Here is a 15,186-nt window from a genome sequence, read left to right as displayed (position 1 = left end):
TCTTTTTTTCTATGGCGGATGGGGGAGGAAGGCAAATCCGGAATGTTAATTGCTTAAAATTCTTAATAATACTAAAATGAAAGCAGTTACATATTAGGTAGTCCCTAACCAGGAGGTGCGAGTGATGGCGGAGCACATGTCCGAGAAGGAACTCAATAAACTGGTTAACATGCTGGAGCTTTCACGGATTGAGAGTGAGGTGAGCATCGAAGAATCTTTTATGGAAGACGATAATTCCGACAATGAAAGGGATGGACGGCTGCTGGTCCGGGCTGGAAAGATATTTGTTCAGGACCCGCTTCCAGGCGGATCACCAGCAGTGATATCGGCCCTGCTCCCGGTGCTGCTTCATGTAAACGGTCAAGTGCTTACAGAACCGTCAGCTGTCACCTCACAAGACATCATAGAATGGGAGATCGTCGAACCGCCGCTTTATACCATTACTGTTTCCGAGGACAGGTTGCTGGCCTTTTTCACCTTATTTGGTTCTAAAAGATCTCCCTGGAAATTAAACGACCATTTCACAGCCAGCATAGTAGAGGTGAAAGCATCGCAGGATTCGGCGAATGTCATCGGCATGCTTGGCCTGAATCAGATCATTGTTGATTTTGAGCATAAGAAGATCATCCAGAACCTGAACATCTCCGGCATTCATGCCGAACTTCAGAATCCGACCTACCAGCCGATTACTGCTGCCAAAGGGAGAGCGGCTGTGCCTGGGGAGAATGCGTATCTGGAATTGTTTTTCTCCGAGACAATTGAGAATGAATTTAGTGAAATTGAAGGACAGGTGGATTACCGCAGCCATCTCCGCATTCCTTCAGTGATCCGCGGTGAGGTCATTGCCCGCAAGATTCCGGTCGTCGAAGGGATTCACGGCTATGATGTATATGGAGAAATTCTTTATCCGCCTGAGCCAGCTGATGTCACGGTGACTGCAAGGAATAACACAGTGCTGCTGATCAACAACGAAGTCCGCGCCCTGCGCGAAGGCAGGCCCAGGGTGACTGGCGACAAAGTCAAATGTTTTGACATCTGCACCTCATACCTCGTTCCCGGCAATGTGAGCATCCACACCGGCAATATCGTCTTCTCGGGCGATGTGATTATCCGCGGCAATGTAGAGGACAACATGATTATTGAATCCTTGGGCAATGTCTATGTTTCCGGAAGTGTCTACAACTCCACAATTACGGCTACCGGGAGCATTCTAGTGAAAGGAAACGTGGTTAACAGCAAGCTGTATTCCGGTTATTTCGGCGTCATGTACAACCGGATCTACAACTTCTCCAAGCAGCTGATTGAGGAGTGCAAGGTCTTGCAAAATGCTACTCAGATGCTCGTACAAGCCGTACAAAGCCACAAAAAGAGTGTGAAGTACGGACAGGCCGTGCTGCTGCTGCTGGAAAGCAAGTTTCAGAAAATCCCCCAGCTCATTAAGGAGCTCCTCTTGGTGCTGGATACGGTGAAGGCTTCCTTTCATCAGGATCTGGAACAGACCCTGCATTTTCTCAACCTGTTTCTGAAGCCGGTGCAGCTGGTCGATTTCCTGACGGAGACTTCGCTCAGTGGAGTCATCGGTATATTGGAGGAGCTGCATGTTGGCGTAGCACGGATGCAGGAATCCAAAGTGGAGGTTAATATCGGCAAATGCCAGAACAGCACACTGAAATCGAATGGGGATATTAATATCCACCGGGATGGCATTGTGCAGAGTGTACTGTTTTCATCGGGGAATATTACGTTTCATAAGACGTTTTCGGTTTGTCGTGGCTCCAAGCTGGAGGCAGGAGGGAACATTTTAGCCTATTTTGTCGGCGGGGAGAGCGGGGCGCAGTCTTACCTGAAGGCCAAACAGAGTGTTACTGTCCGCAAAATGTACATGGGCAAAGTAACGATCGACCGTTATACAGCGGATATTATGGAGCCGGTAGAGAATATCGTATTTGATATCGAAACTGTGCGGATGATTAAGCTCCGCATGGAAGCCAAGTGAGCATAAGGGCAGGGAATGGGCGGCTTAATCATAGCTTGTTGAATGGCCAGTAATCCTTAGATATGGCGAACAAGACTTTCCGGAAGGACCCGGAAAGTCTTGTTCGTGTTGTCCAGAAGGAATGAAGTTCAGACTACTGCAGTGCTCCGCGCACGAATCCGTCTGCAGCCAGCAGTCTGCTCCGCGCTTCTTCAGCATCCACATTGGCCAATATCATAATAATGGCAGTCTTTACATGGCCTTCTGCGCCATGATAAGCCGCTTCAATCTGTTCGTCGGAAGCATCGGTGGCCAGTCCAATAATCCGTTTGGCCCGGTGCACCAGTTTTTTATTGGATGGATTCAGATCGACCATGAGATTACGATAGACCTTCCCGATCCGGATCATGGCAGTGGTGGTCAGCATGTTGAGAATCATTTTTTGCGTGGTGCCTGATTTCATCCGGGTAGAGCCCATGATGACTTCCGGGCCAACCACTGCTTCTATGGTTAATTGGCCGAGGCCTGCCATCGGTGTTCCGGGGTTGTTGCATAAGCCGATGACAACCGCTCCAAGTTCTCCCGCACGTTTCATCGCCCCCAGAACATATGGTGTGCGCCCGCTGGCGGCAATGCCGATAACCACATCCTTCGCGGTGATGCCGGAGGAGTCGATATCGGCTGCACCTAATTCCTCGCTGTCTTCCGCACCCTCAACGGGATCTTTAATCGCCTGAAACCCTCCGGCAATTAATCCCTGCACCATAGCCGGGTCTGTGCCATAGGTGGGCGGACATTCGGAGGCATCAAGAATGCCGATTCTTCCGCTCGTTCCGGCACCTACATAGAACAATCTCCCGCTCTGCTGAAAGGCATGGACGATATAGTCCGCAGCGATGGCAATCTGCGGGATAAGCCCTTGAATACACTCGGCGACGAGCCGGTCTTCATTATTAATCAGCTCCATAATTTCGGTGGAACTGAGGTTATCGATATCGCTTGTTTTATCATTGAGCTGCTCTGTAATCAGGTTGTCCAAAATAGGATTCATGAGGTTTCTTCCTCCTGCCAGTCTATTCTTGTCTGTATGGGAATTCTTAATAGATGAATCATAAGTCATTAAACAGCTTGCGTGCAGTCAAGGCCGCTCCGGTGGATGGCGGTGCCCCAAGGCTCCCCTCTACGAAATTCAACCCGCCAAAAGTTTTCTGCAGGCTGCTGCAGAAGATCCCGCGGAAGATTGGGGAATATCTAAACACTGAGCCGCTGAGCACTACGGGATAGTTCTGCAGAGTGGGACTATGGCGAAGCAGGGCCGCAGCAGTATCGCTTAAGGACGCAGCTTCTTCGGTAAGAATGGCGATAGCAGCAGCATCTCCGGCTTCAGCCGCCTGAATGCAAACCTTTGAGAAGGCGGCAATTTCTGCTTTGGAATGGGAAGGAATATAAATATATCCCTTCAAATCCGTAATGAGCTTAAATCCGTATTCCTCCATAATCATATCGGTCATTATCGTGGGTTTACAAACACTGTCATAGCTGCGCATCACCGTTTTGAGTGTACGGAGCCCGATTTGATATCCGCTGCCTTCATCTCCAAGGTAATGTCCCCAGCCGCCGGTGCGGGTGCCGGATCCATCCGGAAGATAGCCGTAGCAAATCGATCCGGTACCCGAGATGACCAGCACCCCGTGATTGCTTCCCACTGCGGCCATCAAAGAAATCTGCCCTTCTGATTGTATGAACACCGGAATAGATAGTCCTTGTTTCAATACATGCTGCTGAACGGCCCTCTTGAGGAGGGTTTCTTCATCAATGCTGGAGAAACCTGACACGGCGAGACATATTGCTGCAATTTCATCGACATTTATCGACAGTCTCTCTATCAATCCGTCAATAGCTGACATGATTTCTGTAAGCGCTGTCCCGAAGGAGGCACTATGCGGATTGGATGGACCTCCAATATAGCGGGCGAGTAATGTTCCCCGCTCATCCAAAGCGGCTGCATCGGTCTTTGTGCCACCTCCATCAAGGCCTAAGAACACTTTCATCGATCAATCACCACTTTGATTTTTTACTAATTATATGAGATGAAGAGCATAAAGTAAAATAAAATTTCACAAGAAAAATAAATGTTGAAATTTTATTTTACAACTCATATAATGAATTCAATCCAAGGTTTTGGGAGAATAACAAACCTTATGAGTTAACAAAGCTAACATTGTTTTGCGGGGTGTCGGTTCAAAGAGAGTTCTATTCTATAGGGAGGTGCATCGATTCCAATGAATGGCGGTTTGATTCGTTTGCGGGAATTGTATGAAACACTAAGTCCGTCGGAGCACAAGATTGCTGCGTATATCCTGCAGAATCCGGATGAAATGATCCAGCTCTCCATCGCTGATTTGGCTACGAAGAGCGGGTCCAGCCAGGCGGCAATCGTCAGGCTGTGCAAGTCCATCGGCTTTAAGGGATACCAGGATCTGAAGATTAAAGTGGCCGGTGATCTTCAGGGCAGAGATCCGGCAATCATTGGCTACCAGGAGATTCGTCCCAATGACACGATTTCAGCCATTATGCAGAATGTATCCAATAATAATATTCAATCGATCCGGGATACTCTCACGATTTTGGATGAAGCCATGGTTGAGCGGGCGGTTGAAGCGATTGACCGGGCAAAGGTGATCTATTTCTTCGGAGTGGGAGCCTCCAACCTGATTGCGATGGATGCCCAGCAGAAGTTTTTGCGGATTAATAAGATGAGCTTCTCTTTTGCCGATCCGCATGTCCAGTTAACGAGCGCCATAACCGCAACTGCTGATGACGTGGCTGTATGCATTTCATACTCCGGCGAGACCAAAGAGGTTATCCGGGCAGCATCCATTGTGAAGGATAATGGGGGAACCGTGATCAGCATCGCGAAATATGGCAATTCCACCTTAAGCCGGAGCGCGGACATTCCGCTATGCACCTCCGCCACCGAAAATGAAATCCGCAGCGGAGCGATGGCTTCGCGGATTACACAGCTTAATCTTATCGATATTTTATATCTCGCCGTTGCAAGCCGGAATTATGAACAGTCCGTTACTTATCTGGAAAAGAGCAGACAACACATCAAACGGCTGTAGCCGGAAAAATAAGGGGAGAAGAAATAATGAAGAAAAGTTTATTGCTTAGTATGGTTCTGGTAATGATGCTGATCAGCGCATGTGGCAACTCCGGAGGCAAGGAGGCGGCAAGCAGCCCGGATGCCAAAGATACCGTTACCGTCTGGACTTATCCGGTGCACGGAGCCTATGAGGATGAGCTAAAGGGTCTGGTAGCAGATTTTCAAAAAGAACATCCGAACATCACCGTGAAGACGGAAGTGCTGTCGTGGGCGGAGGGTCCGAAGAAATTCGACGTAGCCCTGAATGCCGGCAGTCCGCCTGACCTGTACTTCCACAGTGTGGACGGCACCTATGTCAACACCGGGCTTGCGCTTGATCTGGATCCGTACATGACGGACGACATCAAGAAGGATTACCTTCCGGGAACACTGGAGCTCGCCCAGATTGGCGGCAAACAATACGGCCTGCCGCTCTATCAGTTCCAATGGGGCTGGGGCGGAAACAAACGGATTCTTGAAGAAGCGGGCATTGACTGGGCTTCGATTCAGCAAAAAGGCTGGACTTGGTCTGAATTTGAAGCCGCTGCTGCTAAGCTGACCAAAACCTTGGGCGACGGTTCCACCCAATATCCGCTGGTGACAGACGGAACATCGCTGGATTTCATTGAAATGCTGTCCCGCAACAACTATATGCCTGATGTTCTGGATGAATCCGGTGCTTTTCAGTGGAATGATGAACGCATCCTTGACACGCTGAGCTTTATTAAAGGCCTGCTGGACAAAGGCTACATGCCCAAAGAGACCGCAGCTATTGCTCCGGCCAAACGTTCCGATATGTTCTATGCCGGACAAGCCGCCATTATTTCCAAAGCCATCCCTTATTATGACGTAATGATTCAGAACCGGAACAAGGATATTGATGCTGGTACAATCACTGGCGAGAAAATTAATTTCGTTCTGCTGCCGGTTCCGCATAATGATGCTGCTCCTGCCAAAACTACGATGGGCGCGGAAGGCTATATCGCCTTTAAACAGAAAAATGACAAAGGCGAGCAGCATGCCAAAAATACATTCCTGGTGTTGGATTATCTGAGCAGTGCCAAAGCCGGTAATTCCTCCAACGAGCTGGTGCTTCCATTTGTACGTCAATCGCAAGCCGATCTGTTTGCAGGCAAAGCGCTAGGAACGGATGAAACGATCAAAGCTTCCGCGATCATGGCTGAGAACATTGCAATGCCTGTAACACTGAAGCTCGACACCGCTATTGCAGCCCAAATGAAACAGTTCAAGGAGCAGGTTGTAACACCGAATATCCAGGCCCTGTATTCCGGGGAGAAATCGCCTGAAGCTATCGCAAAAGAATTCAACAGTAAAGGAAGCCAAATGCTGAATAAGTAGTTTTCTAAGGGGGGCGCCCTTCGCATTTGTTGAATTTGGCGCCCTCTCTTACAAGAGGAGGAGGAAAGGGATGACGACAATCGCGCCAAAGCGGACGCGCAGTTCCGCCGGCAGGTTATGGCGTGAATATGGATGGGCATACCTGTTTATCCTGGCACCCGTTCTGCTGTTTCTAGTGTTTACACTATATCCGGTCGTATCTGCCTTGATCATGAGCTTCCAGCAGTACAACATTATGAACTCCACCTGGATCGGCTTCGACAACTATGAGCGGCTGTTTCAGGATTCAACCTTCTGGAAATCGATGTGGAATACCGTTATTTTTACGGTGTGCACGGTACCGGTTAATATTATCATTACGTTTGTGCTGTCCTATTTAATCTACCAGATGAAGACCAAATGGCAGACCTTTTTCAAGGCTACATTATATCTGCCGGCAGTTGCGTCCGGTGTCACGATATCCATCGTCTGGCTGGCGATTTTTGATCCGACGAATGTCGGGCTTCTGAACCGGTTTCTGGAATGGTTTGGCCTTGATCCGGTGATCTGGCTTGGACAGTCCAAGACCGCACTCTTCTCGCTGATTCTGATGAACTGGCTCGGCTCGCACGGAGCGGGAATCATTCTTTATCTGGCGTCGATGGGCGGAGTTCCGAAATCACTCTATGAAGCGGCTGATATTGATCATGCCAGCGGCTGGACCAAATTTACACGGATTACCTGGCCTTTGCTGAAACCGACCACTCTATATCTGCTCGTAACGGGAGTGATTACTTCCTTCCAGGTCTTTATCTCGGTGTACATGATGACCCAGGGCGGGCCGAACTTTGCGACAACGACGATTGCTTATCTGATCTACCAGACGGCGTTCCAGTTTTATGAATTTGGCCTGGCTTCGGCGCAGTCGTTCGTGCTGGCGTTTCTGATTATCCTGGTCTCTGTCATTCAGTTTAAATATTTCTCGAGTGATGTCGAGTATTAGGATGGAAGGGGCGAACCTGTAATGAAAACTAGATCAAAGACCATCTTTCTATGGGTGGCGGTGGCTTGTCTTGTAGTGTGGAGTATAGTAACGGTTATTCCGCTTTACTGGATGATTGTCGGTTCCGTGCAGGACTCTGCTGCATCCGCCAGTTTCCGGCCAAGCATGCTGCCGGAGGCTTTCTCGCTCGCTCCATATGACCGTTTTTTTGCCAAAACAGCGGCCTGGCGCTGGCTGTTCAACTCTTTGCTGATTTCATCGATCCTTACCATTACCAATGTGTTTTTCGCTTCCCTTGCGGGATATGCTTTTGCTAAATTGAAATTTCCCGGAAGCAACGCGATTTTCTGGGTGCTGCTCAGCACGATGATGATCCCGGCACAGGTAACGTTGATTCCGCTCTATATTCTGATCGTCAACGTGTTTAATCTCGGTGACAGCTATACCGCGATTATTCTGCCGACGGCGATCACGGTTGGCAATATCTTTTTGATGAAGCAGTACATGTCCTCTCTTCCGACCTCGCTGATTCATGCGGCGCGGATCGATGCCTGCAGCGAGTTCGGCATCTTCTGGAAGGTTATTCTTCCGCTGGCAAAGCCCGGGCTTGCCGTACTCGCAATTTTCACCTTCGTCGCTTCCTGGAACGAATTTTTCTGGCCTTTCCTGATTACGAATTCGACGGAAATGCGGACGATCCAGGTCGGACTGGCTTCCTTTGTATTCGCAGAGTCTACGGATTTCGGAGCGATTATGGCAGGGGCGACAGTTGGTGCGCTGCCGATGCTGATTCTGTTCTTCTCGCTGCAGCGCTATTTCCTGCAGGGCATTACTATCGGAGCTGTAAAAGGCTAGGTTAATTGTTGATATTCTCAAAATTCACAGGGTTAGATATGAGGGGGAAGAGCAATGGCACGAGTTGAATTCCGCAATGTGCGCAAACAATTTGACGATCAGAACAAGCAGACCTTTACAGCGGTGGCGGGTTCCGATTTTGTTATTAATGATAAAGAATTTGTTGTGTTCGTCGGACCTTCAGGCTGCGGCAAAACCACCTCGCTGCGGATGATCGCAGGCCTGGAGCAGCAGACAAGCGGGGATATTATCATCGGCGAGCGTATCGTAAACAACCTTCATCCTAAAGACCGCGATATTGCGATGGTGTTCCAGGATTACGCGCTGTATCCGCATATGAGCATCCGTGAGAATCTGTCCTTTGGACTGAAGAACCTGAAGAAACCGAAGGATTATATTGAGAAAAAAGTTCAGGAAGCCGCGACCATTCTCGGACTTGAAGAGATGCTGGAACGCAAGCCGCGCGAGCTGTCCGGAGGACAGCGCCAGCGTGTGGCCGTCGGCCGGGCGATTGTGCGTGATCCGCAGGTGTTTCTGTTCGATGAGCCGCTGTCCAATCTGGACGCGAAATTGCGGATTCAGATGCGTGTGGAGCTGGGCGAGCTTCATAAACGTCTCGGCGCTACAATTGTATATGTTACGCATGACCAGGTAGAAGCAATGACACTTGGTGAGCGGATTGTTGTTATGAATAAAGGTGTCATTCAACAAGTGGCTTCTCCGACCGAGCTGTATGCCAATCCCAAAAATATGTTCGTAGCCGGATTCATCGGCTCTCCGGCGATGAACTTTATTGATGCCCGGATTGAACAGGGACGTGTAGTTATTGATGGTGCGGAATTCCTGCTGTCAGAGGATGCGGCAGCCGGTTTGAAAGGCTATAACAACAGAGAGATTATTCTTGGCATCCGCCCGGAGCATATCTACGGCGATGACTTCGCACCGGGAGTTTCTACAGAACATCAAATGCAGGCGCATATTAAGGTAGTAGAGCATCTGGGTTCCGAGAATTTGGTCTATTTTAAAATCGGCAGCCGAACGGTAACCGCCAAGGTTCATCCGGAGACGAAAGCCTACAATAATCTCGATAAGCAGTTTATATTCGATCTCAGCAAAGCGCGTTATTTCGATCCGGCAACAGAAGAAAGAATTGTCTGGTAGAACAAGCTGGCTATAAGGGTTGCAAGGTAGAAAGGGGAGACAAGCAATGCAGAAACTGAATCAAGTCTTGGTGAGTACGGGAGTGGAGTCATTCCGGGAGATTGTGCCGATTGCGCTGCTCAGTCTGGCCAGTTCGGCTATGCTGGTGCCAGTGGTCATCTTTGCGCCTATAGCGTTGTCATTTATCCTGATTCCGCTTCTTTACATGCCGCTGTTTTTCGGTGTGTTCCATGCGTACCACCGGAGAACGGAGGGAAAGAAGCTGAGTGTCCGGGAGATGCTCAGCGGTGCGCGCAAGGGTTTTGGGCCGGCAGTGGCGTTCGGTCTGCTATGCTCCTTGCTGGTGCTGATTTTATGGTCAACCTGGTGGTTCTATGGAGGCCGTGACGGGGCGGTAAGCTGGACGATTGCCATTTTCCAGACTTATTTTGTCGCTATGGCGCTTGTCTCTCAATTCTACACGCTGCAACTGGTGATTCAGCGCCGAATGGGCATCTTCAAGGCCATGGGGGAAAGCGTCAAGCTGTTCCTCCGTTATCCGGCTTATACTATCGGGGCCTTCTTCCAGGCGTTGGTTGTGGGGATCATGCTGACTGTAACTGTAGTAGGTTTCATGGCGCTATTTAACGGCATGCTTGCAGTCTATCTGCATAAAGCTGCATACAATGTACTTCATCCCGATGAGGATGATGAGCAGGAGGGTGTGCCTGAGACGAGTGAGCTCTATGCAGGCGGGAGATTGCTATGAACCGGAGGATAATGCACAGCGGTTGTCCTCTGTACTCCTATATGCCGGAAGGGGGATTGTCATGCGCCTACAGGTAAGCTGCGGGGTGGATAGATCCGCTGGCATCATTGCCGGAGGTGGACTGTTATGAGTCTACAGGTGAAGTGCGGAGTGGATAGATCCGCTGGTGTCATTGCCGGAGGTGGATTGTCATGAGTCTACAGGTAAATTGCGGGGTAGACCGGCTGGCCTCAGGTTTGTCTCATCCGCTGCTGGATGGGCGGCGGATCGGGCTGGTTACAAATCCTACCGGCATAACGGTGGACTTCCGCTCCAGTGTGGAGGTGTGCCGGAGTCTGGAATCTTCTAGACTTACGGCACTTTTTGCGTGTGAACACGGCATATACGGCCAGCACCAAGCCGGTGTGAAATTCACGGATGAGCTGGACGCGGGGCTGGGGATTCCGGTGTACAGCTTGTACGGGATGCATAAGAAGCCGGTGCCTGAGATGCTGGATGAAGTGGATACGCTTATTTTTGACATTCAGGATCTGGGCGTGCGGTTTTATACGTATGTATCAACCTTACTTTATGTGATGGAGGCCTGCGCGGAAAACGGTAAAAGCCTGCTCGTACTCGACCGTCCTGCCCCGCTTGGCGGAACCGGCAGCGAAGGCGGGCTTTTGAAGGCTGGCTACGAATCTATGGTTGGCGCCTGGTCCATGCCGATCCGCACGGGGATGACCATCGGGGAATTGGCGCTTATGGCGAACGGCAAGAGAGGAATTGGCTGTGTGCTGGATGTCATTCCGCTGGAAGGCTGGAATCGTCAGCTGGAATTTATGGACACGGGTCTCCCGTGGATGATGCCCTCCCCCAATGTGCCGACGATTGACACGGTGAGAGTTTATGCTGGAACCTGCTTTTTTGAAGGAACGAATCTCTCAGAAGGTCGGGGAACCACCCGCCCGTTTGAGTGGGTTGGCGCACCATGGCTGGATGGGGCATTGTTTGCCGAAGCGATGGAGAAACATCAGCTTCCGGGTGTGCACTTCCATCCTGTGTATGCAACACCGACCTTCTCCAAACATCAAGGAGAACTATGCGGCGGTGTGCGATTATTCGTGACTGAGCCCAAGGCTTATGAATCCGTACGTACCGGACTTGTCATGCTGCATGAGGTGTGTTCACTCTATCCGGAGCAATTTCAGTGGCTTGCTCCGCCGATAGAAGGCGGTAGATACTTCATTGATTTATTGACCGGCGGCGAAGCGGTGCGCAGATGTATTGGCACAGCAGAGGGGCTGCGGGAAATCATTGGACAATGGCAGGAAGAAAACGATAGATGGCTGATGTTGCGGAAGCCTTATCTTCTGTATGAATAGCTAAAATCTGATTTGGGGAAGGCAGGCGGTGGCAATGGATTGGCGTGAGGCAGCAGTACAAGAGAGCGGCCTTGATATGGTGGTCGCCGAAATGAGTCTCAGTGACAAAATCGGGCAAATGCTGATGTGCGGTTTCGAAGGAACCGCTGTGCCGGACGACGGAATTCGCGAGCTTGTTGCAAAAGGCGGGATCGGCGGCGTCATTTACTTCGCCCGCAACGTAGAGACGCCGGAGCAGGTAGCCAGAATGACCGCTGAGTTGCAGCAGGCTGCAGCGGAAGGCGGCAAGGCTCCTCTCTGGATCTCCATCGACCAGGAAGGCGGTATGGTCGCCCGTATTACTGAAGGCGTGGCGCTTATGCCCGGCGGAATGGCTATCGCAGCGGCCGGTTCGGTAGAGGATGCCTATCAGGCGGCTTTGATCAGCGGGCGGGAACTGAGCGCCATGGGCATTAATTTGAATTATGCTCCTGTGCTGGACGTGAACAATAATGCCCGGAATCCGGTGATCGGCGTCCGTTCCTTCGGCGAATCGCCGGAGAAGGTAGCCGATTATGGCGCAGCGACGATCCGCGGATTTCAGGATGCAGGTGTCGCGGCTACGGCTAAACATTTTCCGGGCCACGGCGATACCGATGTGGATTCCCATCTGGATCTGCCAACCGTTAGACATGACCGGGCGCGTATGGACAGCGTAGAGCTGGTTCCTTTCCGCAGAGCGATTGCCGAAGGTGTGGATGCCATGATGTCGGCGCATATCTACTTCCCGGCACTTGAGCAGGAGAAGCTTCCGGTTACGCTCTCGAAGGCGGTTCTGACCGGTCTGCTACGAGAAGAACTAGGCTACGGCGGGATTATTATGACCGATTGCATGGAGATGAACGCCATCGCCGAGCACTACGGCACCGTTGAAGCTTCGGTGCTGGCCATTGAAGCCGGGGCTGATATCGTTCTAATCAGCCACCGCGCTGACCGTCAGCTGGCTGCCATTGAGGCTATCCTTCATGCGGTCGCTGAAGGCAGAATCAGCGAAACCCGCATTGACGACTCGGTGCGGCGGCTGCTCGCGCTGAAGGTGAAGCGGGGTGTGATCGCAGCCGGACCTGTTGAGGGGGACGGAGCAGCGGATTCCGATGCTGCGGATTCTTCGGCAGCGGGTTCAACGGCTGCAAGTGCAGAAGGCGCTGGAGCAGTGAGTGCAGAAGACACAAGTGCTGGGGGTTCCAAACATTCTGAGATTGAAGACGGGGATGCTGCAAATACCGTTGCGATGGATGTTGAATACGGACACGTGGTCAGCTCTGCCGCAGCATATGCAGGTCTCAGCCTGCTGGAAGCTCCCCCTCATGTAGAAGTGGCGCGCCGTATCAGTGAAGCCAGCATCACCCTGGTCCGCAATCAATCCTCTGTGCTTCCCCTACAACGGAAAAAGACGCTAGCAGTTACGGCAGCGCCTGTAGTAGCCACTCTTGTGGATGAAGCTTTTGGCGAAACCGCGGGACTTGGTACGATGCTGAGTAAATATGGTCTGGATTGCATTGACCGTGTCGTTCCGGCAGGAGATATTGCCAGCTATGCTGCTGACCTGCTGGAGGTAGCGCGGGTTGAGGACATTGAGCAGATCGTTGTCGGCACCTACAATGCGCAGTTTAATCCCGATCAATGCAATTTGGTGGAATCCTTGCGGGCGCTTGGCAAGCCGCTTGCGGTTGTTGCCCTGCGCAATCCTTATGACCTGCTGGCAATGCCGGAGATAGAGACTTATACCGCTGCATATGAAGGGCGTCCGCTTGCGCTGGAAAGTGCAGCCAAAGCATTGCTCGGGCAAATTCCGTTTCAGGGACGACTGCCGGTATCGCTTGGGGATAAATATCCGGCGGGATGGGGCCTTAGCTTATGATTGGCCCGCTCTGGACTAAACAAAAATCTGTCGTTGTTGGTTTGATGTCCGGCACTTCGCTGGATGGCATTGACGCAGCAATAGTCTCAATAGAAGGAAGCGGACTGGTTGCCAAGGCTGAACTGCTGCATTATTCCTCTGTGCCCTATGACGACGGGCTTCGGGAGCGGCTGAAAGAGCTATGCACGATAGAACATTCATCTGTGGACCTAGTATGTGGTATGAACGTATATCTGGCGGAACGGTTTGCCGAGGCGGCCATAGAAGCGGTACGCAGTGCCGGAATGGAGCTTGATGAGATTGATCTCATCAGCTCCCACGGCCAGACCGTGTGGCATATCCCGGAAGCGGCAACCGATGATCCGCTTCTGGTCCGTTCCACGCTCCAGCTTGGCGACTTGTCTGTACTGGCCAAGGAAACAGGCCGGCTTGTGGTCGGGGATTTCCGCCCGGGTGACATGGCAGTTGGCGGGCAGGGAGCGCCGCTGGCACCTTATGGAGATCTGATTCTGTTCCGGCATCCGGAGAAAGGACGGCTGCTGCAGAATATTGGAGGAATCGGGAATTGTACAGCACTTCCTGCCGCAGCGGGTCCGGAGGATGTGTTTGCCTTCGATACAGGCCCCGGAAACATGGTCATTGATCAGACTGTATATCGGCTGAGCAACGGACAAATGACTTATGATGACGGAGGATCTTGGGCCGCGCAGGGAACACCGGACGAAATGCTGGTGGATCAAATGATGGAGCACCCTTATTTTGCACTGAAGCCACCCAAGTCTACAGGCCGGGAAGTCTTCGGCAAAGCTTATGCCGAACAGTTTGTGACCCTGGCCCGGACACGCGGCTTGAACGATGCAGATATTGTAGCCACTGCCACCGCATTTACCGCGCGGACGATAGCGGAAGGTTATCTGAGGTACGTATTCCCTGTATGCGAAATTGACGAGGTCATCGTCAGCGGCGGCGGTGCGCACAATGCTGCGCTGCTGGCTATGCTTCAGCACCTGCTGCCGGAACAGGCTGTAATAACCTCAAGTGTGCTGGGTTTCAGCGACGACGCGAAGGAGGCGATTATTTTCGCCTTGCTGGGCAATGATTTCATGCACGGAGTCGCCAATAATCTTCCTTCGGCCACAGGAGCGTCCCGTCCGACAGTGATGGGCAAGCTGGCGTTTCCATAAAGCGATTTGATTTTCACATGCGCAGCTAACCGTTGCTGTATAAACGAAGGTAGTCGAGAAACTTAGGCGGCAGGTAAACGCAGACAGCGGGTTAAACGCAACCGGTAGATTAGGCCCGGTAGGTGAATTTAACCAGTAGGATAAACGCAGCCGTTAAATAGACAAATGCCCCGCTTGTTATCAGGCGGGGTTGTTTCTTTTTATGCATGGAGCTCGAGGCGTTAAAGGAAGGAGGACAAGGAAAGAATTCAAGCGGAATCTGTATCTACTGACGAAAGGTGCTATTTCTCACCCGCTTCGGACCCAAGAGTCCTTATTACTGGAGATCAGGCTGTTTTTAGGCGCATCCGGACTGAGGTGCCGTTATTTGTGCTGGAATCCCCGATTTAGGTTAATTTCTTTTAAATAACGACTCTGGAGTCCGCGACTCCCCCGGATGTCTGGTAATTCACTAAATAGCGTCTCCTGAGTCCGCAGTAGCCGAGATGCCGCTGAACTGAAGCACTAGTATTT

12 protein-coding genes are annotated in these 15,186 nt (G+C 51.3%); 10 read left to right on the top strand and 2 right to left on the bottom strand.

All coding sequences use genetic code 11. The features are described from left to right. Window positions 1–124 precede the first annotated feature (124 nt). Window positions 125–1,996: a flagellar assembly protein A gene (locus ACQ76X_RS18420; RefSeq protein ID WP_438495359.1), complete on the top strand. Its 1,872-nt coding sequence runs from the start codon at window positions 125–127 to the stop codon at window positions 1,994–1,996. Window positions 1,997–2,129: 133 nt separating this feature from the next. Here the strand turns inward: ACQ76X_RS18420 and murQ are convergent, their stop codons facing one another. Together murQ and ACQ76X_RS18410 are read right to left on the bottom strand one after the other, a co-directional pair. Beyond that, complete coding sequence (murQ, locus tag ACQ76X_RS18415) at window positions 2,130–3,026, bottom strand: N-acetylmuramic acid 6-phosphate etherase (RefSeq protein WP_438495358.1); 897 nt, start codon at window positions 3,024–3,026, stop codon at window positions 2,130–2,132. Window positions 3,027–3,084: 58 nt separating this feature from the next. Beyond that, window positions 3,085–4,026, bottom strand: coding sequence for a BadF/BadG/BcrA/BcrD ATPase family protein (locus ACQ76X_RS18410; RefSeq protein ID WP_438495357.1), 942 nt, complete (start codon window positions 4,024–4,026; stop codon window positions 3,085–3,087). Between the two features lie 231 nt (window positions 4,027–4,257). Here ACQ76X_RS18410 and ACQ76X_RS18405 point away from each other — a divergent pair, with 231 nt between their 5' ends. From ACQ76X_RS18405 to ACQ76X_RS18365, 9 genes are all read left to right on the top strand, one after another. Continuing rightward, entirely contained in the window at window positions 4,258–5,100 is an 843-nt protein-coding gene (locus ACQ76X_RS18405; RefSeq protein WP_038595850.1) for a MurR/RpiR family transcriptional regulator, read from the top strand. Window positions 5,101–5,126: 26 nt separating this feature from the next. Then, the gene (locus tag ACQ76X_RS18400; protein ID WP_438495356.1) at window positions 5,127–6,479 is read left to right on the top strand and encodes an ABC transporter substrate-binding protein; all 1,353 of its coding nucleotides are present in this window, start codon (window positions 5,127–5,129) and stop codon (window positions 6,477–6,479) included. A 70-nt stretch (window positions 6,480–6,549) separates the two neighbouring features. Continuing rightward, the gene (locus tag ACQ76X_RS18395; RefSeq protein ID WP_438495355.1) at window positions 6,550–7,461 is read left to right on the top strand and encodes a carbohydrate ABC transporter permease; all 912 of its coding nucleotides are present in this window, start codon (window positions 6,550–6,552) and stop codon (window positions 7,459–7,461) included. Between the two features lie 21 nt (window positions 7,462–7,482). Next, window positions 7,483–8,316 carry a carbohydrate ABC transporter permease gene (locus tag ACQ76X_RS18390; protein ID WP_038595842.1) on the top strand — a complete coding sequence of 278 codons (834 nt, stop codon included), beginning with the start codon at window positions 7,483–7,485 and terminating at the stop codon, window positions 8,314–8,316. 54 nt (window positions 8,317–8,370) lie between these two features. Beyond that, window positions 8,371–9,477 (top strand): ABC transporter ATP-binding protein, encoded by a 1,107-nt coding sequence (locus ACQ76X_RS18385; protein WP_438495354.1) that lies wholly within the window; start codon window positions 8,371–8,373, stop codon window positions 9,475–9,477. A 46-nt stretch (window positions 9,478–9,523) separates the two neighbouring features. Further along, complete coding sequence (locus ACQ76X_RS18380; protein ID WP_063848057.1) at window positions 9,524–10,225, top strand: hypothetical protein; 702 nt, start codon at window positions 9,524–9,526, stop codon at window positions 10,223–10,225. 191 nt (window positions 10,226–10,416) lie between these two features. After that, entirely contained in the window at window positions 10,417–11,589 is a 1,173-nt protein-coding gene (locus ACQ76X_RS18375; protein ID WP_438495353.1) for an exo-beta-N-acetylmuramidase NamZ family protein, read from the top strand. Between the two features lie 34 nt (window positions 11,590–11,623). Further along, the gene (gene nagZ / locus ACQ76X_RS18370; protein WP_438495352.1) at window positions 11,624–13,489 is read left to right on the top strand and encodes a beta-N-acetylhexosaminidase; all 1,866 of its coding nucleotides are present in this window, start codon (window positions 11,624–11,626) and stop codon (window positions 13,487–13,489) included. Next, on the top strand, window positions 13,486–14,673 hold the full coding sequence (locus ACQ76X_RS18365) for an anhydro-N-acetylmuramic acid kinase (protein WP_438495351.1): 1,188 nt from the start codon (window positions 13,486–13,488) through the stop codon (window positions 14,671–14,673). The genes nagZ and ACQ76X_RS18365 overlap by 4 nt, the downstream gene beginning before the upstream one ends. The last annotated feature ends 513 nt before the right edge of the window (window positions 14,674–15,186 follow it).

Source organism: Paenibacillus sp. IHBB 3054 (assembly GCF_051594305.1).
Lineage (GTDB): Bacteria > Bacillota > Bacilli > Paenibacillales > Paenibacillaceae > Paenibacillus_AQ.
The sequence above is the reverse complement of the archived record's forward strand: the minus strand, read 5'-3'. Positions and strand labels throughout refer to the sequence as shown.

Bases quoted from the DNA above. Each gene is read 5' to 3' on its own strand.
- ACQ76X_RS18420 (WP_438495359.1), top strand. From the start codon at position 125: ATGGCGGAGCACATGTCCGAGAAGGAACTCAATAAACTGGTTAACATG.
- murQ (WP_438495358.1), bottom strand. From the start codon at position 3,026: ATGAATCCTATTTTGGACAACCTGATTACAGAGCAGCTCAATGATAAA.
- ACQ76X_RS18410 (WP_438495357.1), bottom strand. From the start codon at position 4,026: ATGAAAGTGTTCTTAGGCCTTGATGGAGGTGGCACAAAGACCGATGCA.
- ACQ76X_RS18405 (WP_038595850.1), top strand. From the start codon at position 4,258: ATGAATGGCGGTTTGATTCGTTTGCGGGAATTGTATGAAACACTAAGT.
- ACQ76X_RS18400 (WP_438495356.1), top strand. From the start codon at position 5,127: ATGAAGAAAAGTTTATTGCTTAGTATGGTTCTGGTAATGATGCTGATC.
- ACQ76X_RS18395 (WP_438495355.1), top strand. From the start codon at position 6,550: ATGACGACAATCGCGCCAAAGCGGACGCGCAGTTCCGCCGGCAGGTTA.
- ACQ76X_RS18390 (WP_038595842.1), top strand. From the start codon at position 7,483: ATGAAAACTAGATCAAAGACCATCTTTCTATGGGTGGCGGTGGCTTGT.
- ACQ76X_RS18385 (WP_438495354.1), top strand. From the start codon at position 8,371: ATGGCACGAGTTGAATTCCGCAATGTGCGCAAACAATTTGACGATCAG.
- ACQ76X_RS18380 (WP_063848057.1), top strand. From the start codon at position 9,524: ATGCAGAAACTGAATCAAGTCTTGGTGAGTACGGGAGTGGAGTCATTC.
- ACQ76X_RS18375 (WP_438495353.1), top strand. From the start codon at position 10,417: ATGAGTCTACAGGTAAATTGCGGGGTAGACCGGCTGGCCTCAGGTTTG.
- nagZ (WP_438495352.1), top strand. From the start codon at position 11,624: ATGGATTGGCGTGAGGCAGCAGTACAAGAGAGCGGCCTTGATATGGTG.
- ACQ76X_RS18365 (WP_438495351.1), top strand. From the start codon at position 13,486: ATGATTGGCCCGCTCTGGACTAAACAAAAATCTGTCGTTGTTGGTTTG.